This window comes from Kitasatospora sp. NPDC094016, from assembly GCF_040304045.1.
In the GTDB taxonomy this organism is placed as follows: domain Bacteria; phylum Actinomycetota; class Actinomycetes; order Streptomycetales; family Streptomycetaceae; genus Kitasatospora.
Genome location: NZ_JBEOUK010000041.1, coordinates 16,224 through 42,171, shown reverse-complemented (window position 1 = coordinate 42,171; position 25,948 = coordinate 16,224). Strand labels below are relative to the sequence as shown.

The 25,948-nt window shown below is 72.5% G+C and carries 21 protein-coding genes; 20 read left to right on the top strand and 1 reads right to left on the bottom strand.

All coding sequences use genetic code 11. The annotated features are described in order from the left end of the window. The first annotated feature begins 3 nt into the window (after nucleotides 1-3). The 13 genes from ABT015_RS29405 (at nucleotide 4) to ABT015_RS29345 (ending at nucleotide 14,664) form a co-directional block, all read left to right on the top strand. Complete coding sequence (locus ABT015_RS29405; protein ID WP_502897425.1) at nucleotides 4-1,656, top strand: UDP-N-acetylmuramoyl-L-alanyl-D-glutamate--2,6-diaminopimelate ligase; 1,653 nt, start codon at nucleotides 4-6, stop codon at nucleotides 1,654-1,656. After that, nucleotides 1,653-3,056, top strand: a complete 1,404-nt coding sequence (locus tag ABT015_RS29400) for a UDP-N-acetylmuramoyl-tripeptide--D-alanyl-D-alanine ligase (RefSeq protein WP_350884363.1) — start codon at nucleotides 1,653-1,655, stop codon at nucleotides 3,054-3,056. The genes ABT015_RS29405 and ABT015_RS29400 overlap by 4 nt, the downstream gene beginning before the upstream one ends. After that, nucleotides 3,056-4,117 (top strand): phospho-N-acetylmuramoyl-pentapeptide-transferase, encoded by a 1,062-nt coding sequence (mraY, locus tag ABT015_RS29395; RefSeq protein ID WP_350884360.1) that lies wholly within the window; start codon nucleotides 3,056-3,058, stop codon nucleotides 4,115-4,117. Before ABT015_RS29400 ends, mraY begins: the two co-directional genes overlap by 1 nt. Then, complete coding sequence (gene murD, locus ABT015_RS29390) at nucleotides 4,114-5,553, top strand: UDP-N-acetylmuramoyl-L-alanine--D-glutamate ligase (RefSeq protein WP_350884359.1); 1,440 nt, start codon at nucleotides 4,114-4,116, stop codon at nucleotides 5,551-5,553. Before mraY ends, murD begins: the two co-directional genes overlap by 4 nt. A 131-nt stretch (nucleotides 5,554-5,684) precedes the next feature. Then, nucleotides 5,685-6,992 carry a putative lipid II flippase FtsW gene (gene ftsW, locus ABT015_RS29385; protein ID WP_371516659.1) on the top strand — a complete coding sequence of 436 codons (1,308 nt, stop codon included), beginning with the start codon at nucleotides 5,685-5,687 and terminating at the stop codon, nucleotides 6,990-6,992. A gap of 6 nt (nucleotides 6,993-6,998) precedes the next feature. Continuing rightward, entirely contained in the window at nucleotides 6,999-8,105 is a 1,107-nt protein-coding gene (gene murG, locus ABT015_RS29380) for an undecaprenyldiphospho-muramoylpentapeptide beta-N-acetylglucosaminyltransferase (protein ID WP_350884357.1), read from the top strand. Beyond that, nucleotides 8,098-8,874, top strand: a complete 777-nt coding sequence (locus ABT015_RS29375) for a cell division protein FtsQ/DivIB (protein WP_350884355.1) — start codon at nucleotides 8,098-8,100, stop codon at nucleotides 8,872-8,874. Before murG ends, ABT015_RS29375 begins: the two co-directional genes overlap by 8 nt. Nucleotides 8,875-9,237: 363 nt before the next feature. Beyond that, entirely contained in the window at nucleotides 9,238-10,452 is a 1,215-nt protein-coding gene (ftsZ, locus tag ABT015_RS29370) for a cell division protein FtsZ (RefSeq protein ID WP_350884353.1), read from the top strand. After that, nucleotides 10,449-11,180 (top strand): peptidoglycan editing factor PgeF, encoded by a 732-nt coding sequence (pgeF, locus tag ABT015_RS29365; RefSeq protein ID WP_350884351.1) that lies wholly within the window; start codon nucleotides 10,449-10,451, stop codon nucleotides 11,178-11,180. Before ftsZ ends, pgeF begins: the two co-directional genes overlap by 4 nt. After that, complete coding sequence (locus ABT015_RS29360) at nucleotides 11,180-11,986, top strand: YggS family pyridoxal phosphate-dependent enzyme (protein ID WP_079135532.1); 807 nt, start codon at nucleotides 11,180-11,182, stop codon at nucleotides 11,984-11,986. Before pgeF ends, ABT015_RS29360 begins: the two co-directional genes overlap by 1 nt. Before the next feature lie 303 nt (nucleotides 11,987-12,289). Then, on the top strand, nucleotides 12,290-12,892 hold the full coding sequence (locus tag ABT015_RS29355) for a cell division protein SepF (RefSeq protein WP_031071810.1): 603 nt from the start codon (nucleotides 12,290-12,292) through the stop codon (nucleotides 12,890-12,892). 99 nt (nucleotides 12,893-12,991) lie between these two features. Beyond that, nucleotides 12,992-13,273 (top strand): YggT family protein, encoded by a 282-nt coding sequence (locus ABT015_RS29350; protein WP_350884349.1) that lies wholly within the window; start codon nucleotides 12,992-12,994, stop codon nucleotides 13,271-13,273. 59 nt (nucleotides 13,274-13,332) lie between these two features. Next, nucleotides 13,333-14,664, top strand: coding sequence for a DivIVA domain-containing protein (locus tag ABT015_RS29345; RefSeq protein WP_350884347.1), 1,332 nt, complete (start codon nucleotides 13,333-13,335; stop codon nucleotides 14,662-14,664). A 168-nt stretch (nucleotides 14,665-14,832) separates the two neighbouring features. Here ABT015_RS29345 and ileS read toward each other — a convergent pair whose 3' ends face one another. After that, nucleotides 14,833-17,961 carry an isoleucine--tRNA ligase gene (gene ileS, locus ABT015_RS29340; RefSeq protein ID WP_350884345.1) on the bottom strand — a complete coding sequence of 1,043 codons (3,129 nt, stop codon included), beginning with the start codon at nucleotides 17,959-17,961 and terminating at the stop codon, nucleotides 14,833-14,835. A 641-nt stretch (nucleotides 17,962-18,602) separates the two neighbouring features. Between ileS and ABT015_RS29335 the strand changes: the two genes are divergently transcribed. The 7 genes from ABT015_RS29335 (at nucleotide 18,603) to ABT015_RS29305 (ending at nucleotide 25,945) form a co-directional block, all read left to right on the top strand. After that, nucleotides 18,603-19,070 (top strand): TraR/DksA family transcriptional regulator, encoded by a 468-nt coding sequence (locus ABT015_RS29335; protein WP_244293330.1) that lies wholly within the window; start codon nucleotides 18,603-18,605, stop codon nucleotides 19,068-19,070. A gap of 239 nt (nucleotides 19,071-19,309) precedes the next feature. After that, nucleotides 19,310-19,888: a signal peptidase II gene (gene lspA / locus ABT015_RS29330; protein WP_350884342.1), complete on the top strand. Its 579-nt coding sequence runs from the start codon at nucleotides 19,310-19,312 to the stop codon at nucleotides 19,886-19,888. Between the two features lie 60 nt (nucleotides 19,889-19,948). Next, nucleotides 19,949-20,887: an RluA family pseudouridine synthase gene (locus ABT015_RS29325; protein ID WP_350884340.1), complete on the top strand. Its 939-nt coding sequence runs from the start codon at nucleotides 19,949-19,951 to the stop codon at nucleotides 20,885-20,887. A 1-nt stretch (nucleotide 20,888) separates the two neighbouring features. Beyond that, nucleotides 20,889-21,350 carry a GNAT family N-acetyltransferase gene (locus ABT015_RS29320; protein ID WP_350884338.1) on the top strand — a complete coding sequence of 154 codons (462 nt, stop codon included), beginning with the start codon at nucleotides 20,889-20,891 and terminating at the stop codon, nucleotides 21,348-21,350. Nucleotides 21,351-21,506: 156 nt separating this feature from the next. Further along, the gene (locus ABT015_RS29315; RefSeq protein ID WP_350884336.1) at nucleotides 21,507-24,311 is read left to right on the top strand and encodes an alpha/beta fold hydrolase; all 2,805 of its coding nucleotides are present in this window, start codon (nucleotides 21,507-21,509) and stop codon (nucleotides 24,309-24,311) included. A 56-nt stretch (nucleotides 24,312-24,367) separates the two neighbouring features. Continuing rightward, nucleotides 24,368-25,237, top strand: coding sequence for an ABC transporter permease (locus tag ABT015_RS29310; RefSeq protein WP_350884334.1), 870 nt, complete (start codon nucleotides 24,368-24,370; stop codon nucleotides 25,235-25,237). 78 nt (nucleotides 25,238-25,315) lie between these two features. Continuing rightward, nucleotides 25,316-25,945 (top strand): dienelactone hydrolase family protein, encoded by a 630-nt coding sequence (locus ABT015_RS29305; protein WP_350884332.1) that lies wholly within the window; start codon nucleotides 25,316-25,318, stop codon nucleotides 25,943-25,945. Nucleotides 25,946-25,948 lie beyond the last annotated feature (3 nt).

The following is a 25,948-nucleotide window of genomic DNA, read 5'->3' as shown; positions in this document are numbered from 1 at the left end:
AGTATGAGCAACGAGCGGGTCGGGCCGGACGGCGGCGCGGCGAAGGGCCGGTTTGGCCCTGGACACCCTTCGGCGGATAGCCTTCCCGCCGTGCCGAAACCCGATCAAATCACCGTGAGTCCGCCCCGCCCGGCCGGGACCGCCGCCCTGCCGCTCGCCGAACTGGCCCGCCAGCTGGGCCTCGACCCCGTCGAGGGGGGCCTCGTCAGCGGCGTCACCCACGACTCCCGGGCGGTGCGCCCCGGCGACGTGTACGTGGCCTTCCCCGGCGCCAACCACCACGGCGCGGCCTTCGCGGCCCAGGCCGCGGCGGCGGGCGCGGCGGCGCTGCTCACCGACCCGGCCGGCGCCGAGCTTGCGGCCGGCACCGGCCTGCCGCTGCTGGTCGTCGACCGGCCGCGGGCCCGGATGGGCGAGCTCGCGGCCGCCGTCTACGGCCGCCCCTCCGAGCGGCTGCTGATGATCGGGCTGACCGGCACCAACGGCAAGACCACCACCTCCTACCTGGTCGAGGGCGGCCTGCTCGGTGCCGGGCGCGCCCCCGGGGTGATCGGCACCGTCGAGATGCGGGTCGGCGACGAGCGGATCAAGAGCGAGCGCACCACCCCCGAGGCCACCGACCTGCACGCGATCCTCGGCGTGATGGCCGAGCGCGGCGCGGACGCGGTGACCATGGAGGTCTCCAGCCACGCGCTGGTCTACGGCCGCACCGACGGGGTGACGTACGACGTCTCCCTGTTCAACAACCTCACCCCCGAGCACCTCGACTTCCACCCGGACATGGAGGACTACTTCCAGGCGAAGGCCCGGCTCTTCCAGCCCGGCAAGTCCCGCCACGGCGTGGTCAACGTGGACGACGAGTACGGCCGCCGGCTGGCCGCCGAGGCCAAGATCCCGGTGACCACCTTCTCCGCCACCGGCGCCGTCGAGGCCGACTGGCGGGCCGTGGACGTCCAGCTCGGCCCGGTCGGCTCCACCTTCCGGGTGCTCGGCCCGGACGGCGCCGAGGCCGACGCGGCCGTGCCGCTGCCCGGCCCGTTCAACGTGGCCAACGCGCTCGCCGCGATCACCCTGCTGGTCGCCGCCGGCCTGCCGCTGGAGCGGGCCGTGGCCGGCGTCGCCGCGGTGCCCGGCGTGCCGGGCCGGCTGGAGCGGGTGGACGCCGGACAGGCGTTCGTCGCCGTGGTCGACTACGCGCACAAGCCGGACGCCCTCCAGGCCGTCCTCGGCTCGCTGCGCGAGGTCACCAAGGGCCGGCTGCACGTCGTCGTCGGCTGCGGCGGGGACCGCGACCCGCACAAGCGCGGCCCGATGGGCGCCATCGCCGCCCGGCTCGCCGACACCGCCCTGCTGACCAGCGACAACCCGCGCAGCGAAGACCCGCTGGCGATCCTCGCCAGCATGCTGACCGGCGCCGCCGCGGTGCCCGAGGCCGAGCGCGGGACCGTCCTGGTCGTCCCCGACCGGGCCGAGGCGATCCGGATCGCCGTCGCCCGCGCCCACGCCGGGGACACCGTGCTGGTGGCCGGCAAGGGCCACGAACTTGGCCAGTACGTACGAGACGAGATCCGCCCCTTCGACGACCGGGAGGTGCTGCGCGAATCCATCACGCAGGCCACGGCCGCCTGGGGCGACCGAGGAGTAGAGCAGCAGTGATCGCACTGACCCTCGCCGAGGTGGCCGCCGCAGTCGGGGGCACCCTGGACGGCGCCGACCCCGGCGCCCTGGTGACCGGCCCGGTCGAGGTCGACTCGCGGAAGGTGCGCCCCGGCGGCCTGTTCGCGGCCTTCGTCGGCGAGAACGTGGACGGCCACGACTACGCGTCCGTCGCGGTCGGGGCCGGCGCCGTCGCGGTGCTGGCCGACCGCCCGGTCGGCGTGCCCGCCGTCCTGGTCGACAGTGTGGTGGACGCGCTCGGCAAGCTGGCCCGGGCCGTGGTCGCCCGCGCCGAGGGCACCGCCGTCGTCGCGCTGACCGGCTCGGCCGGCAAGACCAGCACCAAGGACCTGATCGCCCAGCTGCTGCAGCGCCTCGGCGACACGGTCTACCCGCCCGGCTCGCTCAACAACGAGATCGGCCACCCGATGACCGCGCTGCGGGTCGAGGCCGGCACCCGGCACCTGGTGATGGAGATGGGTGCCCGGCACAAGGGCGACATCGAGTACCTCACTTCGATCACCCCGCCCCGGATCGGCCTGGTGCTGAACGTCGGCACCGCGCACGTCGGCGAGTTCGGCTCGCAGGAGGCGATCGCCGAGGCCAAGGGCGAACTCGTCGAGGCGCTGCCCGCCGACGGCGCCGCGATCCTCAACGCCGACGACCGGCTGGTGCGCGCGATGGCCAGCCGTACCAAGGCGAAGGTGGTCCTGTTCGGGGAATCCCCGGCTGCCCACGTCCGGGCGACGGACGTTCGGCTGGACGCCGCCGGACGGCCGTCCTTCACGCTCACCACCCCGGCCGGTTCCGCGCCCGTGCAGCTGCGCCTGTACGGTGAGCACCACGTCTCGAACGCCCTCGCCGCCGCTGCGGTGGCGGTGGAGCTCGGGATGTCCGTCGACGACACCGCGACCGCCCTGGGCGAAGCGGGTGCGCTGTCCCGCTGGCGCATGGAGGTCGTCGACCGGGCCGATGGTGTCACCGTCGTCAACGACGCCTACAACGCGAACCCCGACTCGATGCGGGCCGCGCTGCGGGCGCTGGTCTCGATGGGGGGACGCGGCCCGGAGCGCCGCCGCACCTGGGCGGTGCTCGGCGAGATGCGGGAGCTCGGTGAGGAGAGCCTGGCCGAGCACGACGCCATCGGGCGGCTCGCCGTCCGACTGGACGTCACCAAGCTGGTGGCGGTCGGTGGACGCGAGGCGGCCTGCATGGAACTCGGCGCGAGGAACGAAGGTTCGTGGGGTGAGGAGTCGGTGCTGGTGTCCGACGCGGACGCGGCGGTCGAGCTGCTGCGCAGTCAACTTCGGCCAGGGGATGTGGTCCTGGTGAAGGCGTCCCGTTCGGTGGGGCTGGAGAAGGTGGCCGAGGCCCTCCTCTCGGACGGTGTGGCCGAGTAATGAAGCAGATCCTCTTCTCCGGCATGATCGGCCTGATCCTGTCGCTGGTCGGCACCCCCGCCCTGATCAAGCTGCTCGCCCGGCAGGGCTACGGCCAGTACATCCGCGACGACGGGCCGAAGGCGCACCACAGCAAGAAGGGCACGCCCACCATGGGCGGCATCGCCTTCATCCTGGCGACCCTGATCGCCTACTTCGGGACCAAGGCGATAACGGGCGAGAGCCCGACCGCCTCCGGCCTGCTGGTGCTCTTCCTGACGACCGGTCTGGGCCTGGTCGGCTTCCTGGACGACTACATCAAGGTGGTCAAGCGCCGCTCGCTCGGTCTGCGGGCCAAGGCGAAGCTGGCCGGCCAGTCCATCGTCGGCCTGGCCTTCGCCGTGCTGGCGCTGCAGTTCCAGGACGACCGCGGGCTCACCCCGGCGTCCCAGCACCTGTCCTTCGTGCGGGACTACGGCTGGTCGATCGGCCCCGTGCTGTTCGTCATCTTCGCCTACTTCATGATCGCCGCGACCTCCAACGGCGTGAACCTGACGGACGGTCTGGACGGCCTCGCCACCGGTGCCTCGGTGATGGCCTTCGGCGCCTACACCTTCATCGGCGTCTGGGAGTACGGGCAGAGCTGCGCCTACTCCGTCACCGCGACCGTCAGCTGCTACGACGTCCGCGACCCGCTGGACCTCGCGGTGGTCGCCGCCGCCCTGATGGGCTCCTGCTTCGGCTTCCTCTGGTGGAACACCTCGCCCGCCAAGATCTTCATGGGCGACACCGGCTCGCTCGCCCTCGGCGGCGCCCTGGCCGGTCTGGCGATCTGCTCGCGCACCGAGCTGCTGCTGATCCTGCTCGGCGGCCTCTTCATGATCATCACCTTGTCGGTGATCATCCAGGTCGGCTCGTTCCGGATGACCGGCAAGCGCGTCTTCAAGATGGCGCCACTGCAGCACCACTTCGAACTCAAGGGCTGGAGCGAAGTCCTGGTCGTGGTCCGGTTCTGGATCATCCAGGGACTCTGCGTGGCCGTCGGCCTCGGCCTCTTCTACGCGGGATACCGGACCGGATGACGAACCCTGACTTCGCGAACCTGCCCGTCGTCGTCGCCGGGCTCGGCGTCTCCGGCATCAGCGCCGCGCGCGTCCTGCACGGCCTCGGCGCCCACGTCACCGTGGTGGACGGCGGCAGCGGCGCGGGCCTGACCGCCCGGGCCGCCGAGCTGGAGGCGCTCGGCGTCACCGTCCGCCTCGGCGACGGCGACAGCCTGCCCGAGGGCACCCGGCTGGTCGTCACCTCGCCCGGCTGGGCGCCCGACCGCCCGCTGTTCGCCGCCGCCGCGGCGGCCGGCATCGAGGTCTGGGGCGACGTCGAACTCGCCTGGCGCCTGCGCCGGCCGCTGCCCGCCACCGGCGAGCCCGCCCCCTGGCTGGCCGTCACCGGCACCAACGGCAAGACCACCACCGTCCAGATGCTCGCCTCGATCCTCACCGCCGCCGGCCGGCGCACCGCCGCCGTCGGCAACGTCGGGGTGTCGGTGCTGGACGCGGTCCTCGCCGAGGAGCCGTACGACGTGCTCGCCGTCGAGCTCTCCAGCTACCAGCTGCACTGGGCGCCCTCGCTGCGCCCGCACTCGGCGGTCGTGCTCAACCTGGCCCCCGACCACCTCGACTGGCACGGCTCGATGGAGGCGTACGCCGCCGACAAGGGCCGGATCTACCAGGGCAACACCGTCGCCTGCGTGTACAACCTGGCCGACCCGGCCACCGAGGCGCTGGTCCGCGAGGCCGACGTCGAGGAGGGCTGCCGGGCGATCGGCTTCGGCCTCGGCGCGCCCGCCCTGTCGAACCTCGGCGTGGTGGACGGGCTGCTGGTGGACCGCGCGTTCGTGGCCGACCGGGCCAAGAACGCGGCCGAGCTGGGCGCCGTCGAGGACGTCCACCCGCCGGCCCCGCACAACATCGCCAACGCGCTCGCCGCGGCGGCGCTGGCCCGGGCGTACGGCGTCGAGCCGAAGGCCGTCCGGGAGGGCCTGCGGGCCTTCCGCCCGGACGCCCACCGGATCGCCGAGGTCGGCGTGGTCGGCGAGGTCACCTACATCGACGACTCCAAGGCCACCAACACCCACGCCGCCGCCGCGTCGCTGGCCGCCTACCGGCCGGTCGTCTGGATCGCCGGCGGCCTGGCCAAGGGCGCGACCTTCGACGACCTCGTCCGGGGCGCGGCCGGGCGGCTGCGCGCCGCCGTGCTGATCGGGGAGGACCGCGCGCTGATCCGGGAGGCGCTGGAGCGACACGCTCCGGATGTCCCGGTGATCGAGGCGGCCGAGGGCCAGACTGGCGCGGTGGCGATGGCGGAGGTCGTCCGGACGGCCGCCTCGCTCGCCCGGCCGGGTGACACGGTGCTGCTGGCACCGGCCTGCGCCTCGATGGACATGTTCACCAACTACGGCGAGCGCGGAGACCTCTTCGCCGCCGCGGTCCGGCAGCTGGCGGACCGCGGGGAGTGAGTCGAAGGGCCGTGCCGGGCCGGAGCGGCCCGGCGGCGGGTGAGCCGTGAAGAGAGAGTGAGCGGGGAGTGGCTGGGCAGGGCAGGGCGGGTTCCGGGGCACCGGAGCGGGATGCCGCCGAGCCGTGGCGCGTGATCTCGGCCACCACGACCAAGTACAAGTCGGCCGGACCGCTGGCCCGGGTCCGGGCCTTCCGGTACCGGGTGCGGTACTGGCTGGACCGGCCGCTCACGCCCTACCTGCTCGTCATCGGCACGACGCTGCTGCTGGTGGTGCTCGGTCTGATGATGGTCTTCTCGGCCTCGCAGATCCTCGCTCTGGGCCAGCACCACTCGGCGCAGTACTACTTCCTCAAGCAGCTGATCGCGGCCATCCTCGGCCTGGTCCTGCTGATCGGCTTCGCCTCCGTACCGCTGGCGGTGCTGCGGGTGATCGTCTACCCGGTGATGTTCGGGGTGATCGGCGCGCTCGCGCTGGTCGCCGTGCCCGGCATCGGGGTGCGGATCAACGGCAACCAGAACTGGCTGGACTTCGGCTTCTTCCAGTTCCAGCCCTCGGAGTTCGCCAAGCTCGCGCTGGTGCTCTGGGGCGCCGACCTGCTCGCCCGCAAGCAGAAGGCCGGCACCCTCACCACCTGGAAGCACCTGCTCGTCCCGCTGGTGCCGGGCGCCCTGCTGCTGCTCGCGCTGATCATGCTCGGCGGCGACATGGGCACCTCGATGATCCTGGTGGCGATGCTGTTCGCGCTGCTCTGGATGGTCGGCGCGCCGCTGCGGCTGTTCGTGGCCACCGTCGGGGTGGCCGTGGTCGTCTGCACCGCGCTGGTGATCACCGTCCCGCACCGGGCGGAGCGCCTGGGCTGCATCGGCGTCACCAAGCCCGACCCGGACGGGGCCTGCTTCCAGGCGCTGCACGGCGTCTACTCGTTCGCGCTCGGCGGAGGCTTCGGCACCGGTCTCGGTGCCGGCGTGGAGAAATGGGGCCAGCTGCCCGAGGCGCACACCGACTTCATCTTCGCCGCGACCGGCGAGGAACTGGGCCTGGTGGGGACGCTGTCGGTGATCGGTCTCTTCGCGGCACTAGGCTACGCGGGTATCCGTGTGGCCATCGGTACGAAGGACCCCTTCGTCAGGTACGCCGCGGGAGCCGCCACCACCTGGATCATGGCGCAGGCCATGATCAACCTGGGGTCGGCGCTGGGACTGCTGCCCATCGCGGGCGTCCCGCTCCCGCTGTTCTCCTACGGCGGTTCCGCCATGCTGTCGGCCATGTCCGCGATCGGAGTGCTGCTGTGCCTGGCGCGCAGCACCTCGGGCGCGAAGGCGGCGCTGGCCGCCCGGAGCAAGAACTCCCGGATCAGGAGACGACTGGCCCGGGTGCTGCCACGACGACGAACCACAGCGCGCCCGGCCCCGGGGCCGGCACGCAGGGAGCGGTGAATTTCGGTGCATGTCGTACTCGCCGGCGGGGGGACCGCCGGTCACATCGAGCCGGCGCTGGCCCTCGCGGACGCCCTCCGCAGGCACGACCCGTCCATCGGGATCACCGCCCTGGGAACCGAGCGCGGACTGGAGACCCGGCTGGTGCCGGAACGCGGCTACCAGCTGGAGCTGATTCCGGCCGTCCCGCTGCCCCGCAAGCCCACCCCCGAGCTGATCACCGTCCCCGGCCGGCTGCGCGGCACCGTCCGGGCCGCCCAGGAGATCATCGAGCGGGTCAACGCGGACGCCGTGGTCGGCTTCGGCGGCTACGTCGCGATGCCCGCCTACCTGGCCGCCAAGCGGGCCGGGGTGCCGATCGTGGTGCACGAGGCGAACGCCCGTCCGGGCCTGGCCAACAAGATCGGCGCCCGCTACACGGACTTCGTCGCGGTCTCCACGCCGGACAGCAAGCTGCGCGACTCCCGGTACATCGGCATCCCGCTGCGCCGGACCATCGCCACCCTGGACCGGGGCGCCGCCAGGCCGGAGGCCCGGCACTACTTCGGCCTCGACCAGCGGCTGCCCACGCTGCTGGTCTCCGGCGGCTCCCAGGGCGCGCGCCGGCTCAACGAGGTGGTCACCGCGATCGCCCCGCGGCTCCAGCAGTACGGCGTGCAGATCCTGCACGCCGTCGGCCCGAAGAACGAGCTGCCGCAGGTCGAGGACATCCCCGGGATGCCGCCGTACCGCGCGGTGCCGTACGTCGACCGGATGGACTTCGCCTACGCGGCGGCGGACCTGATGCTCTGCCGGGCCGGCGCCATGACCGTCGCCGAGCTGGCCGCCGTCGGGCTGCCCGCCGCGTTCGTCCCGCTGCCGATCGGCAACGGCGAGCAGCGGCTGAACGCCCAGCCGATGGTCAAGGCCGGTGGCGGCCTGCTGGTGGACGACGCCGAGCTGACCCCGGAGTGGGTGCTGCAGAACGTGCTGCCGGTGCTCACCGATCCGCAGCGGCTGTGGGACATGAGCCGGGCCGCCGCCGAGTTCGGCCGCCGGGACGCCGACGACCTGCTGGTCGGCATGGTCTACGAGGCGATCCAGGCCTCCCGCGGCGGTCGCCGCCGTGGCTGACGGCCGGCTCGCCGACCCGTTGGAGGAAGAGCTGGAGGCCGAGGAGTCCGCTCCTCGGCTCCGGCTCTCCCGGCGGGGCATCGTGGTGCTGAGCGTGCTCGGCGCCGCGGTGCTGGGCGTGCTGGCCTGGGTGGTGTTCTTCTCCTCGGTGCTGGACGTGCGCGAGGTCGCGGTCCAGGGGCCGAAGGACGAGAAGCTGACGGCGGACCAGGTCCGCGAGGCGATCGGCGGGATCGGTGACGGCCCGCTGGCCAGAGTGGACCTGGACGCCGTCCAGCGCCGGGTGGAGGCGATCCCCCGGGTGGCGAAGGCCGAGGTGTGGCGGGGCTGGCCGCACACCCTGCGGGTGAAGGTCGTCCAGCGTACGGCGGTGGCCGCCGTCAAGGGGGAGGACGGCCAGTTCACCCAGGTGGACGCCTCCGGCGTGAGCTTCGCCACCGAGGCGGCCCCGCCGGAGGGGGTGCCGGTGGTGGAGCTGCGGCTCAGTCAGCAGGCGAAGGACGCGGACGGGGTGATCTCCCGTTCGCAGCTGGTTCAGGGCGCGGTGTCGGTGGCCGCCGGACTGCCGCCGGAGGTGGCGAAGCGGGCCGGAGCGGTGCTGGTGCACTCGTACGACGATATTCAGCTGCAGCTCAGCGGGGGTGCGACGGTGCGCTGGGGGAGCCCGGAGCAGACCGATCGCAAGGCCCGGGCACTGGTCGCGTTGATGGCTCAGAAGGGCTCGAACTTCGACGTGAGTGCGCCGGAGGCGCCGGCGGTGTCGGGATGATCCGGTAGGTTCTGTGCCTGAGGGAGGGGTTGACGCTGTGAAGTGTCGGCCCGACCCTTGGTGGTCACCCCGGTTTCATGTGCCGGCCGATGATCACATAGGCTCAAAAGAAAAGGGGAAGCTCGGCGTGTTCGTTGAAACACGTGCCTGGAGCCACCTAGTGTCCTGTGTCACCAGACTGTGCCCCCTGGTGATGTGACGGAGGCACAGGACTAACCCTAAAGGTCAAGTTTAGGGTTGGGGTCGGCGGTCGGCATTTCGGACATTCAGTCAGAAACCAGGCTCCCTACCCATCGACATCCGTCGGTACGATCCCCCGTCGGGTCGGGCCGACCCGGAAATTCGAGGCGAGAGGCCTTCGACGTGGCAGCACCGCAGAACTACCTCGCAGTCATCAAGGTCGTCGGAATCGGCGGCGGTGGTGTCAACGCCATCAACCGGATGATCGAGGTCGGTCTCAAGGGCGTCGAGTTCATCGCGATCAACACCGATGCGCAGGCCCTCCTGATGAGCGACGCCGACGTCAAGCTCGATGTGGGCCGTGAACTCACCCGGGGCCTCGGCGCCGGCGCCAACCCCGAGGTCGGCCGCAAGGCCGCCGAGGACCACCGCGAGGAGATCGAGGAGGTCCTCAAGGGGGCCGACATGGTCTTCGTCACCGCGGGTGAGGGAGGTGGCACGGGCACCGGTGGCGCGCCCGTGGTCGCCAACATCGCCCGTTCGCTCGGCGCCCTGACCATCGGCGTGGTCACCCGCCCCTTCACCTTCGAGGGCCGCCGCCGCGCCAACCAGGCCGAGGACGGCATCGCGAGCCTGCGCGAAGAGGTCGACACCCTCATCGTGATCCCCAACGACCGGCTGCTGTCCATCTCGGACCGCCAGGTCAGCGTGCTCGACGCGTTCCGCTCGGCCGACCAGGTCCTGCTCTCCGGTGTCCAGGGCATCACCGACCTGATCACCACCCCCGGCCTGATCAACCTCGACTTCGCCGACGTCAAGTCCGTCATGTCGGAGGCCGGTTCGGCGCTCATGGGCATCGGTTCGGCCCGCGGCGAGGACCGCGCCAAGGCGGCCGCCGTGATGGCGATCTCCTCGCCGCTGCTGGAGGCCTCGATCGACGGCGCCCGCGGCGTGCTGCTCTCCATCTCGGGCGGCTCCGACCTCGGCCTGTTCGAGATCAACGAGTCGGCCCAGCTGGTCAGCGAGGCCGCGCACCCCGAGGCCAACATCATCTTCGGCGCGGTCATCGACGACGCGCTCGGCGACGAGGTCCGGGTCACCGTCATCGCGGCCGGCTTCGACGGCGGGCAGCCGCCGGCGATCGTCCGCGACCCGGTGGTCAAGGCCACCCCCGCCGCCGCGGCCACGCCGCCGGCCGCCCCGGAGCGCCCGGCCACCCGGCCGTCCTACGGGAGCATCGGCTCGGTGACGTCCCGTTCGGAGGGGGAGACCCACGCCTCTCCGCGCGCCACCGAGACCGTGACCGCCGCCCCGGTGCCGCCGCAGGTGCAGCCGGTCCGGCAGCCGTTCGTCGAGAGCCCGGCGGAGGAGCTCGACGTCCCGGATTTCCTTAAGTGATCGATCACGCCGTACGCGCGGGTGCTCACTTCGCCTTCACCGACAGGTGGGGCGGGGTGAGCACTTCGCCGTACGGGGAGCTCAACCTCGGCGGGGCGGTGGGGGACGACCCGGAGACCGTCCGGGAGAACCGGGCGATCGCCGCCGGGGAGCTCGGGCTCGACCCGGCCGACGTGGTCTGGATGAACCAGGTGCACGGCGCGCAGGTCGCCGTGGTGACGCAGCGCCAGTCGCCGGGGGACGCCCCCACGGTGGACGCGGTGGTCACCGACCGGCCGCTCGCGCTCGCCGTCCTGACCGCCGACTGCACTCCGGTGCTGCTGGCCGACCCGGTGGCGGGCGTGGTGGGCGCGGCCCACGCGGGCCGGCCCGGGCTGGCGGCCGGGGTGGTGCCCGCGGTCGTGCGGGCGATGGTCGAACTGGGGGCCGAGCCCGGCCGGATCGCCGCGGCCACCGGCCCGGCGGTCTGCGGCCGGTGCTACGAGGTGCCGGCCGCTCTGCGGGCTGAGGTCGCCGCGGTGGTGCCCGCCGCGTTCGCCGAGACCTCCTGGGGAACACCGGCACTGGACGTGGCCGAGGGGGTCGCGGCCCAGCTGGCCGCCGTCGGGGTCACCGAGGTGGTGCGGTCACCGGTCTGCACCCTCGAATCCGCGGATCACTACTCCTATCGCCGCGAGCAGCGCACCGGCCGGCTCGCGAGCTACGTCTGGTTGGGCTCTGATCATTGATGACGAACGACATCTACGGACCGTTCCCGGGGAGTCGCGGCGGCCTTCCCGACCAGAGCTGGCTGGAGACCCTGACGGAGGGGCAGCGGGCCCGGTACGAGGAGCTGGGAACCAACCTCGACGTGGTCGAGCGGCGGATCGCCGACGCCTGTGCGGCCGCCGGACGGCCGCGCGACGAGGTCACCCTGGTCGTCGTCACCAAGACCTACCCCGCCGAGGACACCGCGCTGCTGGCCGGACTGGGTGTGACGGATGTCGCGGAGAACCGCGACCAGGACGCCGCACCCAAGGCAGAGCAGTGCAGAAACCTTCCTCTTGACTGGCACTTCGTCGGACAGCTGCAGACCAACAAGGTCCGCTCGGTGGTCCGGTACGCGAACCACGTGCACTCGGTGGACCGGCTGCGGCTGGTCGGGTCGCTCTCCGCGGCGGTGCTCAAGTCCGAGCGCCCGGAGCTGGGTTGCCTGGTGCAGGTGGCTCTGGACAAGGAGCACGGCGAGGGGGCCCACCGGGCCGGAGTCGCCCCGGAGGATGTCGCGGAACTCACGGACGCGATCGCCGACACGCCCGGCCTGCGGCTGGACGGTGTGATGACCGTCGCTCCGCTGGCCGGTCCGCTCGCCGGGGACCCGCTCCGTGCCTTCGAGCGGCTGACGGAAATCGCAACCGCAGTACGCACGACCCATCCTGCTGCCACCATGGTCTCCGCAGGGATGAGCGGTGACCTTGAGCAGGCGATTGCCGCCGGGGCGACACATGTGCGCGTCGGAACGGCGGTACTCGGAGTGAGGTCACCCCTCAGGTAACGTCACCGGGTAGTAGATCAGACTGCAGGACAAAATAGGACAGAATCTAGCAGCTCCTCGGAGCGCTAGCGAACCGTGGATCGCAGCTCCGCGGCCCCCACCCCAAGAACTCTGACCGGCCGTCGGCCTGACGGGCCGTCGTGGGTGGACCGCGGAATCCGCAGGCAGGGCCGCACGGCCTGGCCGCCGGGACGGAGCCGGTCCGCACGGAGCGAGCAGAGCGAGCGACCATCGGAAGGTGCGCGTTTCGCGAAGCCGCCACCGAGCGCCAGCGAGGTGGCTATGAGCGGAGGAGACAGGAGCATGGCCGGCGCAATGCGCAAGATGGCGGTCTACCTCGGCCTCGTGGAGGACGAGACGTACGACGGTCAGGGGTACGACCCTGACGACGACTACGACGCGGACCCCGAGCCGATTCGAACGGGACAGCGGACCGAGGACATCCCCCGGCCGGCCGCCGCGCCCGCCCCGGTCTCCTCGATCACTCCGCAGCCGGTCCCGGCCGCGGTGCCGATCCGGCAGGAGACCCCGAGGATGGCCCCAGTGTCGTCCATCACACCCGAACGCCGCCACAACCTGGAGAAGAGCGCCCCGGTGATCATGCCCAAGGTAGTGAACGAACGAGAGCCCTACCGCATCACCACGCTGCACCCGCGGACCTACAACGAGGCCCGTACCATCGGGGAACAGTTCCGTGGCGGGACCCCCGTGATCATGAATCTGACCGAGATGGACGACACCGACGCGAAGCGACTCGTAGACTTCGCCGCTGGACTCGTCTTCGGTCTGCACGGCAGTATCGAGCGCGTGACACAGAAGGTGTTCCTGCTGTCGCCTGCTAACGTCGATGTCACGGCGGAGGACAAGGCACGGATCGCCGAGGGTGGGTTCTTCAACCAGAGCTGACCCGGCCACGACTTTACGTGTGGATCTGATCAACAGTGGATTAGCGACAGGTGACGAGCGGCGGGCCCAAGGGCCCGGGACCGGGGAGAGGGAAACGCGATGGACATCGTGTGGGCGGTGATCTACTACGCCCTGACCGTCTTCCTGGTGTTCCTGCTCGTGCGACTGGTCATGGACTGGGTCTTCCAGTTCGCGCGTTCGTGGCGGCCCGGCAAGGTCATGGTCCTGGTCCTGGAGGCCACGTACACTGTCACGGATCCGCCGCTCAAGCTTCTTCGGCGGTTCATTCCGCCGTTGCGTTTCGGGGGCGTGGCGCTCGACCTGTCCTTCTTCGTACTGATGATCATTGTGTATGTCCTGATCTCGCTTGTGCGGCCCTAGTCGTAGGTGAGCGATGCGACAGGATGCCGGTGTGCCGACGATCACGTTGAGGTGAAGAGATGCCATTGACCCCCGAGGACGTTCGGAACAAGCAGTTCACGACCGTCCGCCTGCGCGAAGGCTATGACGAGGACGAGGTCGATGCCTTCCTCGACGAGGTCGAAGGAGAGCTGACCCGCCTGCTTCGCGAGAACGAGGACCTGCGCGCCAAGCTGGCCGCCGCGACTCGCGCCGCCGCGCAGAACCAGGCGAACATGCGGAAGGAGCCGCCGCAGGACGCCCGTTCCGGCGCTCCCGTTCCGGCCGCCATATCCGGCCCGCCGGTTCCCGGCCAGCAGGGCCCCGGTCCGCAGCAGCAGCAGATGGGCCCCGGCGGTCCGCAGCAGCAGATGGGCGGCCCGCAGCAGCAGATGGGCAACCAGCCGCTCGGCCTGCCCTCCGGCGCCCCGCAGCTCCCCGCCGGCCCCCAGCAGATGGGCGGCCCGCAGCAGCAGATGAACCAGACCATGGGCGGCCAGCAGCAGCTGGTCCAGCCGATGGGCGGTCAGATGCTCCAGCCCATGGGCGGCCCCGGTGGCCCGCAGCAGATGGGCAACCCGATGGGCCAGGGCATGGGCCAGCAGCAGCAGATGCAGCCGATGGGCGGCCCCATGGGCGGCCCGCAGCAGCAGCAGATGGGCGGCCCGCTCGGCGCCCCGATGCAGCAGCAGGGCCCCGGTGGCGACAGTGCCGCCCGCGTCCTGGCGCTCGCTCAGCAGACCGCCGACCAGGCGATCTCGGAGGCCCGTTCCGAGGCCAACAAGATCGTCGGCGAGGCCCGCAGCCGCGCCGAGGGCCTGGAGCGCGACGCCCGTGCCAAGGCCGACGCCCTGGAGCGGGACGCGCAGGAGAAGCACCGCGTCGCGATGGGCTCGCTGGAGTCCGCGCGCGCCACGCTGGAGCGCAAGGTCGAGGACCTGCGGGCGTTCGAGCGCGAGTACCGGACGCGCCTGAAGTCGTACCTGGAGACCCAGCTGCGCCAGCTGGAGTCGCAGGCCGACGACTCGCTCGCCCCGCCGCGGATCCCCGCCACCGCGTCGCTGCCGCCGGCGGCCTCGTCGATGGCTCCGGCCGGTGCCGGTGCGATGAGCGGTGCCCCGGCCTTCGGTGGCAACCAGCCGGCCTTCGGTGGCAACGCACCGTCGTTCGGCGGGCAGAACTCCTTCGGCGGCAACCCGCCGGCGCCGAGCTTCGGCGGCCAGGCGTCCGGTGGCAACACCGGCGCGCCGCAGATGCAGCCGGCCGGGATGACGCAGCCGATGGCGGCCGTCCGCCCGCAGCCTCCGCAGCCGATGCAGCAGGCGCCGGCGCCGATGCGGGGCTTCCTGATCGACGAGGACGGCGACAACTGAGGTTGTAGCACGGCCTTTTGAGAGCGCCCCCTGTTCGACCCGCGGGTCGAACAGGGGGCGCTCTGCTGTGATACGGGCGCGCGCGGGGTGGTGACGTCGCTTCAGGGGCGCGCGGGTACGGCGAAGCCGCCGTCGCCCCGGGCGGGGTGACGGCGGCTTCGGAGTCGGTCAGGCCTTGCGGAGCTGAAAGGCGAGGCCGAGGGCTTCGTCGGCGAAGGTCTCGGAGTCCCAGTCGGCCGTGCCGGCGGCGAAGTCGGTGGCCAGGACCTCCTCGGCGACGAGGGGGCCGTGCTCGGCGATGGCCTCGGCGGTCTCCTCGGTGGTGGCCCGCCAGCGCAGGACGATCCGGTCGGCGACGTCGAGGCCGGAGTTCTTGCGGGCCTCCTGGATCTGGCGGATGGCGTCGCGGGCGACGCCGAGCCGCTTGAGCTCCGGGGTGATGGCCAGGTCGAGGGCGACGGTGGCGCCGGACTCGTTGGCGACGGCCCAGCCCTCGCGCGGAGTCTCGGTGATGATCACCTCGTCCGGGGAGAGGGTGACCGGCTCGCCGTTCAGCTCGACCGAGGTCTCGCCGTCGGCGCGCAGTTCGGCGGCCAGGCGGGCGGCGTCGGTGGCGGCGACCGCCTTGGCGACGTCCTGCACGCCCTTGCCGAACCGCTTGCCCAGGGCGCGGAAGTTGGCCTTGGCGCTGGTGTCGACGAGCGAGCCGCCGACCTCGGCGAGCGACTCCAGGGTGGAGACGTTGAGCTCCTCGGCGATCTGCGCGCGCAGGTCGGCGGGCAGCTCGTCCCAGCCCTGGGCGGCGATCAGCGCGCGGGACAGCGGCTGACGGGTCTTCACGCCGGACTCGGCGCGGGTGGCCCGGCCGAGCTCCACCAGGCGGCGGACCAGTGCCATGTGCCGGGAGAGGTCGGTGTCGATCAGCGACTCGTCCGCCTGCGGCCAGGTGGCCAGGTGGACCGAGGCCGGGGCGTCCGCGGCGACCGGGACGACCAGGTCCTGCCAGACCTGCTCGGTGATGAACGGGGTCATCGGGGCCATCAGGCGGGTGACCGTCTCCAGCGCCTCGTGCAGGGTGGCGAGCGCGGCCGCGTCGCCCTGCCAGAAGCGGCGGCGGCCGCGGCGGACGTACCAGTTGGACAGGTCGTCGACGAAGCCGGACAGCAGCTTGCCGGCGCGCTGGGTGTCGTACGCCTCGAAGGCGGCGTCGACCTCGCGGACCAGGGTGTTCAGCTCGGAGAGCACCCAGCGGTCCAGCTGCGGGCGGTCGGCCGGGGCCGGATCGGCCGCCGAGGGGGACCAGTCGGCGGTGCGGGCGTACAGGGCCTGGAAGGCGACGGTGTTCCAGTAGGTGAGGAGGGTCTTGCGGACCACCTCCTGGATGGTGCCGTGGCCGACCCGGCGGGCCGACCAGGGGGAGCCGCCGGCGGCCATGAACCAGCGGACGGCGTCGGCGCCGTGCTGGTCCATCAGCGGGATCGGCTGCAGGATGTTGCCCAGGTGCTTGGACATCTTGCGGCCGTCCTCGGCCAGGATGTGGCCCAGGCAGACGACGTTCTCGTAGCTGTTCTTGTCGAACACCAGGGTGCCGACCGCCATCAGCGTGTAGAACCAGCCACGGGTCTGGTCGATCGCCTCGGAGATGAACTGCGCCGGGTAGCGCTTCTCGAACAGCTCCTTGTTCTGGTACGGGTAGCCGTACTGGGCGAAGGGCATCGAGCCCGAGTCGTACCAGGCGTCGATGACCTCGGGGACCCGGGTCGAGGCGCCGCCGCACTCGCGGCAGGCGAAGGTCACGTCGTCGATGTACGGGCGGTGCGGGTCGAGCTCGCTCTGGTCGGTGCCGGTGAGCTCGGAGAGCTCGGCCAGCGAGCCGACGCAGGTGAGGTGGCCCTCCTCGCAGCGCCAGATCGGCAGCGGGGTGCCCCAGTAGCGGTTACGGCTGAGCGCCCAGTCGACGTTGTTGTTCAGCCAGTCGCCGAAGCGGCCGTGCTTCACGTTCTCCGGGTACCAGTTGGTGGCCTCGTTCTCCCGGATCAGGGCGTCCTTGACCGCGGTGGTGCGGATGTACCAGGACGGCTGCGCGTAGTAGAGCAGCGCGGTGTGGCAGCGCCAGCAGTGCGGGTAGCTGTGCTCGTACGGGAGGTGGCGGAAGAGCAGGCCGCGCTCCTTGAGGTCCGCGACCAGGGCCTCGTCGGCCTTCTTGAAGAACTGGCCGCCGACCAGCGGGACCGCGGGGGCGAAGGTGCCGTCGGCGAGCACCGGGTTGACCACCGGCAGGCCGTACCTGCGGCAGGTCGCGAGGTCGTCCGCGCCGAAGGCGGGCGACTGGTGGACGATGCCGGTGCCGTCCTCGGTGGTGACGTAGTCGGCGTTGAGGACGTAGTGCGCGTTCTCGATCTCGACCAGGTCGAACGGGCGGCGGTAGGCCCAGCGCTCCATCTCGGCGCCGGTGAAGGACTCGCCGGTGGCCTCCCAGCCCTCGCCGAGGGCCTTGGCGAGCAGCGGCTCGGCGACGACCAGCTTCTCCTCGCCGTCGGTGGCCACCACGTAGGTGACCTCCGGGTGGACGGCGGCGGCGGTGTTGGAGACCAGGGTCCACGGGGTGGTGGTCCAGACCAGCAGCGCGGCCTGGCCGGCCAGCGGGCCGCTGGTCAGCGGGAAGCGGACGAAGACCGAGGGGTCGACGACGGTCTCGTAGCCCTGGGCCAGCTCGTGGTCGGACAGGCCGGTGCCGCAGCGCGGGCACCAGGGGGCGACCCGGTGGTCCTGGGCCAGCAGGCCCTTGTCGAAGATCTGCTTGAGCGACCACCAGACGGACTGGACGTACGACGGGTCCATCGTCCGGTAGGCCTCGTCGAGGTCGACCCAGTACCCCATGCGGGTGGTCAGCTCGGTGAAGGCGTCGGTGTGGCGGGTCACCGACTCGCGGCACTTGGCGTTGAACTCGGCGATGCCGTACGCCTCGATGTCCTGCTTGCCGGAGAAGCCCAGCTCCTTCTCGACGGCGAGCTCGACCGGGAGGCCGTGGCAGTCCCAGCCGGCCTTGCGGGCGACGTGGTAGCCCTTCATCGTCCGGAAGCGGGGGAAGACGTCCTTGAAGACGCGGGCCTCGATGTGGTGGGCGCCGGGCATGCCGTTGGCGGTCGGCGGGCCCTCGTAGAAGACCCACTCGGGGCGGCCCTCGGACTGCTCCAGGCTGCGCTGGAAGATCTTGTTGTCCTGCCAGAACGACAGGATCCGGTGTTCGAGGGCGGGCAGGTCCACCTGTGCGGGGACGGAGTTGTAGGTGCTCATCGCGGGCGTCATACCTCCGGCGGATGTGAACGGGATCCGACGGAGGGACGAGACGGCGAGCCGCCCCGCGGTACCACCCTCCTTGGCCGCGGTGCTGCTGCGGCCCTCTTGTTTGGGCTTGCTGCCGGGTCTAGTGGGCCGGCCCGCGCGGTGGCGGGCGGCCGTTCTTCCGGCGGCTCCGGGGTGATCTTCCCGCCGTGCACACCCCCGGGCTCGCACCGTCCCCGGGTCGCTGGTGGCTGCGTACGTCGGTACTCGTCCCATCTGCGCCTTGCAGGGCCAGTGTATCGGCCGGGCGAGTCGGTTTGTCCAAATCGTTTTTCCCCGCGGTGGACGGCCGGGGCGCTCCGGGGCCGGCGGCGGCGGCGGTTAGGCGGGGGTGATCTGGGCACAAGTCTGGTCAGCGCGCGGGGCGTGGCGGCTGGGGCGGCTGCCTGGGTGGGATCATCATGGGGCGTCGGAATGTCATGTTGTGACCGGTTTTGATCGGGATTATCGTTCCGGCACTGGAGGCCGCCGGGAACCGGCGGCTCGATTCGTTCGTAGATGGGGTCGAAGCCATGGCTGAGAAGGCAACCGGCGCGGGTACCGCCACCAAGCGGGCACGCAAGGCCGTGGCGGCCGATCCAGGGGAGGGGACCGTGACCACTACCGCACGGCAGAAGAGCAGCACCGACACCGTCACCGTGCCGCGCGGCGCCGAGTCGGTGGACCCGGCCACGCTGCCGGTCCGGCCCGGCGAGGACCCGTGGACCACCGACGAGGTCCACGAGCTGCACACCGAGCTGATCAGCGAGCTGGAGCGGCTGCAGAACGAGATCGACGCCGCCGAGGCGGCCATCTCCGGCCTGATGCGTGACTCCAACGACGGAGCCGGTGACGACCAGGTGGACGCCGGTACGAAGAACATCTCGCGGGAGAGCGAGCTCGCGCTCGCCAACAACGCCCGGGACAGCCTCGCCCAGACCGAGCGGGCCCTGACCAGGCTGGAGGGCGTCGGCTTCGGCACCTGCGAGTCCTGCGGGCAGGCCATCGGGAAGGCCCGGATGCAGGCCTTCCCCCGGGCCACGCTCTGCGTGCAGTGCAAGGCCAAGCAGGAACGCCGCTGACGCGGCCGACCGGGGCGGCGCAGGGGGTCGGGCTTGCCGTACGCTCGACCCCGTAACGTCGCCTGAATCCTGGGACACGTCCGGTTCGGAGGTGTCCGGTACGGCGACCACGGGCCCACCCTCCCCCACCTCCAACCGGGGGAGCTCCACCGGCAGCGGAGCGGATCATCAGTACGCAAGGTTCCCCCCAGACGCGGGACGACGCCGTCCCGACCCCCGCCGAAGCCGTGGAGGTGGCCGTGGCCGAGTCCACCGAGCCCGCGGAGCCTGCCGAGCCCGCCGAGGCGACCGCCCCGGCCGCGGCGGAGGCGCCGAAGGGCCGTCGGCGGATCGGCGTGCTGATGGTCGTCGCGCTGCTCGCCTTCCTGATCGACCTCGGCAGCAAGCTGCTGGTCGTGGCCCGGCTGGAGAACCACGCGGCGATCAAGGTGATCGGGGACGTCGTCACCTTCCAGGTCATCCGCAACTCCGGCGCCGCCTTCGGCATGGGGCAGGCGCTGACCGTCGTCTTCACGATGATCGCCTCGGCCGTCATCGTGGTGATCTGGCGGATCGCCCGCCGGCTGTACAGCCTGCCCTGGGCGATCGCGCTCGGGCTGCTGCTCGGCGGGGCCCTGGGCAACCTCACCGACCGGCTGTTCCGCTCGCCGGGCGTCTTCCGCGGGCACGTCGTCGACTTCATCTCCGTCCAGCACTTCGCGGTCTTCAACCTCGCCGACTCGGCGATCGTCTGCGGCGGAATCCTCGTCGTGCTGCTCTCCTTCCGGGGCAGCAACCCGGACGGCACCGTCCACCAGCAGGGCGGCAAGACCGAGTAGCAGGGGCCCCGGGCGGTCGGGCGGGCGGCGGAGGGCCGCGGTTCCGGCATACTCGTACGGGTGAGTACCGCAGCGCAGATCCGCAGCCTCCCCGTACCCGACGGCCTGGAGGGCGAGCGCCTCGACGCCGCCCTCGCCCGGATGTTCGGCTTCTCCCGGACGAAGGCCGCCGAGTTGGCCGCCGACGGCAAGGTGACGCTCGACGGCGCCGTGGCCGGAAAGTCGGACCGGGTGACCGCCGGCTCCTGGCTGGAGGTCGAGATCCCGGCCCCCGCCGCCCCCGTGCGGATCGTCGCCGAGCCGGTCGAGGGCATGCGGATCATCCACGACGACGAGGACATCGTGCTCGTCGACAAGCCGGTCGGCGTCGCCGCCCACCCCAGCCCCGGCTGGACCGGCACCACCGTCATCGGCGGGCTCGCCGCGGCCGGCTACCGGATCTCCACCTCCGGCGCCGCCGAGCGCCAGGGCGTCGTGCACCGGCTGGACGTCGGCACCTCCGGGCTGATGGTCGTCGCCAAGTCCGAGCGCGCGTACACCGACCTCAAGCGTCAGTTCCACGACCGGATCACCGAGAAGCGCTACCACGCCCTCGTGCAGGGGCACCCGGACCCGCTGAGCGGCACCGTGGACGCGCCGATCGGGCGGCACCCCAGCTCGGACTGGAAGTGGGCCGTGACCAAGGACGGCAAGCCGTCCGTCACCCACTACGACCTGATCGAGGCCTACCGCTCGGCCTCGCTGCTCGACATCAAGCTGGAGACCGGGCGCACCCACCAGATCCGGGTCCACATGTCCGCGCTGCGCCACCCCTGCGTGGGCGACCTGACCTACGGCGCCGACCCGACGCTGGCCAAGCGGCTCGGGCTGACCCGGCAGTGGCTGCACGCCGTGTCGCTCGGCTTCGAGCACCCGGCGGACGGGCAGTGGGTCGAGTTCTCCAGCGAGTACTCGCCCGACCTGCGCAAGGCGCTCGACATCATCTCGTCGGAGAGCTGAGATGACGGCGGCCATCCGGACCGCGGCGGGCGCCGCGGACCTGGCGCTGGTGCGGGACGTGCGGCGCGAGGTGTTCATCGTCGAGCAGAACGTGCCGGAGGAGCTGGAGTACGACGAGTACGACGCGACCTCGGTGCACCTGCTGGCCGTGGCGGCGGACGGGACCGCGCTCGGGACCGGACGGCTGATCTTCGGAGAGCAGGCGCTGAAGCTCACCGGCGGTGTCGGCGGCCGGGTGCTGCTCGGACGCCTCGCGGTGGTGTCGGCGGCCCGGGGGACCGGGCTCGGGGCCCGGCTGGTGCGGGCGATCGAGGCGGCCGGGTTCGACCGCGGGGCCGTCGAGGTGGAACTGCACGCGCAGGTGGGGGCGCTGGGGTTCTACGAGCGGCTGGGGTACACGGCCGAGGGCCCGGTGTACGAGGACGCGGGGATACCGCATCGGACGATGACGCGGGTGCTGTAGGGCACCTCCGGTGGATCCCCGTACCCCTGGTGGGGTGCGGGGATCTTCGTCCTCCCGCGGCGTACCAGGGCGCAACGGGGTGAACGGGGCGGAAGCGGGGGCTTCGGCGGTGGCCTTATCGGACGCCTACCCGGGGGGCGGATACGATCAGCCCCCATGGAGTTCGGTGGGGCGTGGCGCCGGTGGCGCAGCCGGGGTACGACGGTGCGGCGCAGGGTGGTGGCCGGTGCGGCGGCCCTGGTGGTGGTGGCCGGGGTCGGCACGGCGACGGTGGCGTCCGGCGGTGAGCCGGCGGTCCATCAGGAGGACCGTTTCCTCGCCATGCCGGAGACCCCCGGCAGTGACCAGCAGGTCCAGGTGGACACCTCCTTCTTCACCACCGGCAGCACCCCGCGCCCGGCGGTCCTGCTCGCGCACGGCTTCGGCGGGTCCAAGGACGGCGAACGCGAACGCGCCCAGCAGCTGGCCCGGCAGGGCTACGCGGTGCTGACCTGGTCGGCGCGCGGCTTCGGGCACTCGGGCGGGAAGATCGGCCTCAACGCGCCCGACCGGGAGGTCGAGGACGTCAAGCACCTGGTGGACTGGCTGGCCCAGCGGCCCGAGGTGCAGCTCGACGGGCCCGGCGACCCCCGGGTCGGCATCACCGGCGCCTCGTACGGCGGCGCCGTCTCGCTGCTGGCCTCCGCGTACGACCACCGGATCGACGCGGTGGCCACCCAGATCACCTGGTGGAACCTGGCCGACGCGCTGTTCCCGCAGGGCGTGCAGGGCTCGGGCGCCGTCGACGGCGTGTTCAAGAAGCTCTGGGCCGGGATCTTCTTCACCACCGGCGCGGCCGGCGACCTCGGGCCCTCCGGCGGCGCGCCGCGCGGCGGCGGGGCCGGGCAGGGCGGGCCGGGGCAGGGCGGCGACGCCGCGGACGGGCCGGTCGGCTGCGGGCGCTTCCTGGAGTCGCTCTGCCAGATGTACGACCGGGTCGCCACCGCCGGGCACGCCGACCCGGAGGCCGTCGCGCTGCTGGACCGCTCCAGCCCGTCCTCGGTGGCCGCGCAGCTCAAGGCGCCCACCCTGGTCGTGCAGGGCCAGCAGGACTCGCTGTTCCCGCTCGACCAGGGCGACCGGATCGCCCGGGCCGTCGCGGCCAACGGCGCGCCCGTCTCGGTGGACTGGTTCGCCGGCGGGCACGACGGCGGCACCGACACCAGCGCCCGGGTCGACGACCGGGTGACCGCCTGGTTCGACCACTACCTGAAGGGGCAGGGCGACGACACCGGCCCCGCGTTCCGCGTCACCCGCACCGGGGGCGTCGACTCCACCGGCTTCCAGGCCGTGCTGCGCGGCGCCTCCGCCGACCGCTACCCGGGCCTGGGCGGCACCGGCTCCCACGGCGTCGAACTGGCCGGCGGCGAGCAGACCATCGCCAACCCGCCCGGCGGCGCCCCGCCCGGGATCTCGACGCTGCCCGGGATCGGCGCGCTCAGCCAGGCGGCCTCGCTGGGCGCCGGGCTGTCGCTCGACTTCCCCGGCCAGCACGCCGCCTTCGACTCCGCGCCGCTGGACCGGCCGCTGCACCTGACCGGGCAGCCCACCGTGCCCGTCCAGGTGCACGCCGACCGGCCGGACGCGGTGCTCTTCGCCAAGCTGTACGACGTGGGCCCGGACGGCAAGTCCGTGCTCCCGCAGCAGCTCGCCGCCCCGCTGCGGGTCACCGGCGCCGACGCGGGCCGCACCGTCACGGTCGCGCTGCCCGCCGTCGACCACACCTTCGCCGCCGGGCACCGGCTGCGGCTCGTCCTGGCCGCCACCGACCTCGCGTACGCCTCGCCCGTCGAGCCCGCCACCTACCGGGTCGCGCCGGCCGGGGCGCTCACCGTGCCGACCGACGACGAACTCGTCACCGAGGCCACACCGCTGCCCGCGCGCACCTGGCTGCTGCCGCTGGCGGCCGTCGTGGTGGCGCTCGGCCTGGTGCTGTCGCCCCGGCTGCTGCGCCGCCGTCGGCGGGGGGCGGGCGACGGGCCGGCGTACGACCCGGCGCTGGCCGGGGTGCCGCTGCAGATCACCGGCCTGAGCAAGCGCTACAAGGGCGTCCAGGATCGTTACGCCGTGCGGGAGTTGGGCTTCCGGGTGGAGCAGGGGCAGGTGCTCGGCCTGCTCGGGCCCAACGGCGCCGGCAAGACCACCACGCTGCGGATGCTGATGGGCCTGATCCGGCCCGACGCGGGCGAGATCCGGATCTTCGGCCACCTGGTGCGCCCCGGCGCACCGGTGCTCTCCCGGGTCGGCGCCTTCGTCGAGGGCGCGGGCTTCCTGCCGCACCTCACCGGCCGGGCCAACCTGCGGCTGTACTGGCAGGCCACCGGCCGGCCGGAGGAGGACGCCCGCTTCGACGAGGCGCTGGCCATCGCCGGTCTCGGCGAGGCGCTCGACCGCGCGGTGCGGACCTACTCGCAGGGCATGCGGCAGCGGCTCGCCATCGCCCAGGCCATGCTCGGGATGCCGGACCTGCTGATCCTCGACGAGCCGACCAACGGGCTCGATCCGCCGCAGATCCGCGAGATGCGCGAGGTGATGATCCGGTACGCCGCCGCCGGCCGGACCGTCATCGTCTCCAGCCACCTGCTCGCCGAGGTCGAGCAGAGCTGCACGGACCTGGTGGTGATGGACCGCGGGCGGCTGATCACCACCGGCGCCGTCGGCGAGATCGTCGGTGCGGGCGAGCTGCTGTTCCTCGGCGTGCCCGCCGGGTACGAGCCCGGGTCGGTCGTCGAGAAGGTGGGCGCGCTGGCCGGGGTCGGCTCGGCGGAGGCCGTCGAGGGCGGGCTGCTGGTGCGCCTGGACGGGCTGGCGGCGCACGAACTGCTGGCCGAACTGGTGCGCCTCGGCGTGCCGGTGGAGAGCGCCGGGCCGCAGCGGCGGCTGGAGGACGCGTTCCTGTCGTTGATCGGAGGTGCGGCGTGAGCGGCGGCGTGAGTAGCGGGGCGAGCAGTGACGTGAGCAGTGACGTGAGCGGTGATGTGAGCGGTGTCGTGAGCGGCGTCGTGTCGGCGGACCACGCCGAGGGGTACCGGGCGGGCCGGACACTGCCGCTGCGGGTGGAGGCGATGCGGCAACTGCGGCGACGCCGCACCCTGGTGATCGGCGCGGTGCTGGCCGCCCTGCCGTTCGTGATGCTGGCCGCGTTCCAGATCGGCGGCACCCCGAGCCGCCCCGACCGGACCACCTTCATCGACCTGGCCACCGCGTCCGGGCCCAACTTCGCCGCCACCATGCTGTTCGTGGGCACCGGCTTCCTGCTGGTCATCCCGGTGGCGCTGTTCTGCGGCGACACGGTCGCCTCCGAGGCGAGCTGGTCCTCGCTGCGCTACCTGCTGGCCGCGCCGGTGCCCCGGGCCCGGCTGCTGGCCCGCAAGTTCGCGGTCGGGCTGGCGTTCTCGGCGGTGGCGGTGGCGATGCTGCCGCTGATCGGGCTGCTCGTCGGCACCGCCGCGTACGGCTGGGGGGACCTCAAGCTGCCCACCGGGGCCAGCCTTTCGGCCGGGGAGGCGCTGCCCCGGCTGGCCGTCGCGGCGGCCTACGTGTTCCTCGCCGAGATCGTGATCGCCGCGCTGGCGTTCTGGCTCTCCACGGCGACGGACGCGCCGCTGGGCGCCGTCGGCGGGGCGGTGTTCGCGTCGATCATCACCGGGGTGCTGGACGCCGTCACGGCGCTGGGGGGCCTGCGGGAGTGGCTGCCCGCGCACTGGCAGTACGCCTGGGCGGACGCCCTGCAGCCGCAGTTGGAGTGGGGCGGCATGGTGCAGGGGGTCTCGTTGTCGCTGTCGTACGCGGCGGTGCTGCTCGCGCTGGCGTTCCGGGGGTTCGCGCGCAAGGACGTGGTGTCGTAGGGCCGTCGTGCCGCGGGACCGCCGCGTGGGTGTGGCGGGCCCGGGGCGGGCGGGCCGGGGAGGTCGGGTCGCCGGATCATGCGGGATCATGGGGGAGTACCCGCTCTCAGCTGCCGAAGGACCCCGACCGTGGCCCAGATCGTCCTCTTCCACTCCGCCCTCGGGCTGCGCCCCGCCGTCCACGCCGCCGCCGACCGGCTGCGCGCCGCCGGGCACACCGTGCACACCCCGGACCTGTACGACGGGCGGACCTTCGACGACATCGAGGCCGGACTGGCGTACCAGGAGGAGGTCGGCGGCAGCGAGGAACTACTGCGCCGGGCCGTCACCGCCGCCGCCCCGCTGTCGGACGGCGGCCTGGTCTACGCGGGCTTCTCGCTCGGCGGCTCGCTCGCGCAGAACCTCGCCCTCGCCGACGAGAAGGCCCGCGGCCTGCTGCTCCTGCACGGCACCTCCGACCTGCGCGAGGACGCGGCCACCGAGATCCCGGTGCAGCTGCACGTCGCCGAGCCGGACCCGTTCGAGACCGAGGACTGGCTGAACGCCTGGTACCTGGGGATGCGGCGGGCCGGGGCCGACGTCGAGGTGCACCGCTACCGGGGCGCCGGGCACCTGTTCACCGACACCGAGCTGGCCGACTACGACGCCGAGGCGGCGGAGCGGGCCTGGGCCATCGCGCTGGACTTCCTCGGCGAGCTGGATTCCTGACCG

Excerpts from the sequence above, each read along its gene's own strand:
- ABT015_RS29315 (WP_350884336.1), top strand. The coding sequence starts at position 21,507 with ATGGAGTTCGGTGGGGCGTGGCGCCGGTGGCGCAGCCGGGGTACGACG.
- murD (WP_350884359.1), top strand. The coding sequence starts at position 4,114 with ATGACGAACCCTGACTTCGCGAACCTGCCCGTCGTCGTCGCCGGGCTC.
- ABT015_RS29320 (WP_350884338.1), top strand. The coding sequence starts at position 20,889 with ATGACGGCGGCCATCCGGACCGCGGCGGGCGCCGCGGACCTGGCGCTG.
- ABT015_RS29345 (WP_350884347.1), top strand. The coding sequence starts at position 13,333 with ATGCCATTGACCCCCGAGGACGTTCGGAACAAGCAGTTCACGACCGTC.
- ABT015_RS29360 (WP_079135532.1), top strand. The coding sequence starts at position 11,180 with ATGACGAACGACATCTACGGACCGTTCCCGGGGAGTCGCGGCGGCCTT.
- ABT015_RS29355 (WP_031071810.1), top strand. The coding sequence starts at position 12,290 with ATGGCCGGCGCAATGCGCAAGATGGCGGTCTACCTCGGCCTCGTGGAG.
- ABT015_RS29405 (WP_502897425.1), top strand. The coding sequence starts at position 4 with ATGAGCAACGAGCGGGTCGGGCCGGACGGCGGCGCGGCGAAGGGCCGG.
- ABT015_RS29305 (WP_350884332.1), top strand. The coding sequence starts at position 25,316 with ATGCGGGATCATGGGGGAGTACCCGCTCTCAGCTGCCGAAGGACCCCG.
- ileS (WP_350884345.1), bottom strand. The coding sequence starts at position 17,961 with ATGAGCACCTACAACTCCGTCCCCGCACAGGTGGACCTGCCCGCCCTC.
- ABT015_RS29350 (WP_350884349.1), top strand. The coding sequence starts at position 12,992 with ATGGACATCGTGTGGGCGGTGATCTACTACGCCCTGACCGTCTTCCTG.
- mraY (WP_350884360.1), top strand. The coding sequence starts at position 3,056 with ATGAAGCAGATCCTCTTCTCCGGCATGATCGGCCTGATCCTGTCGCTG.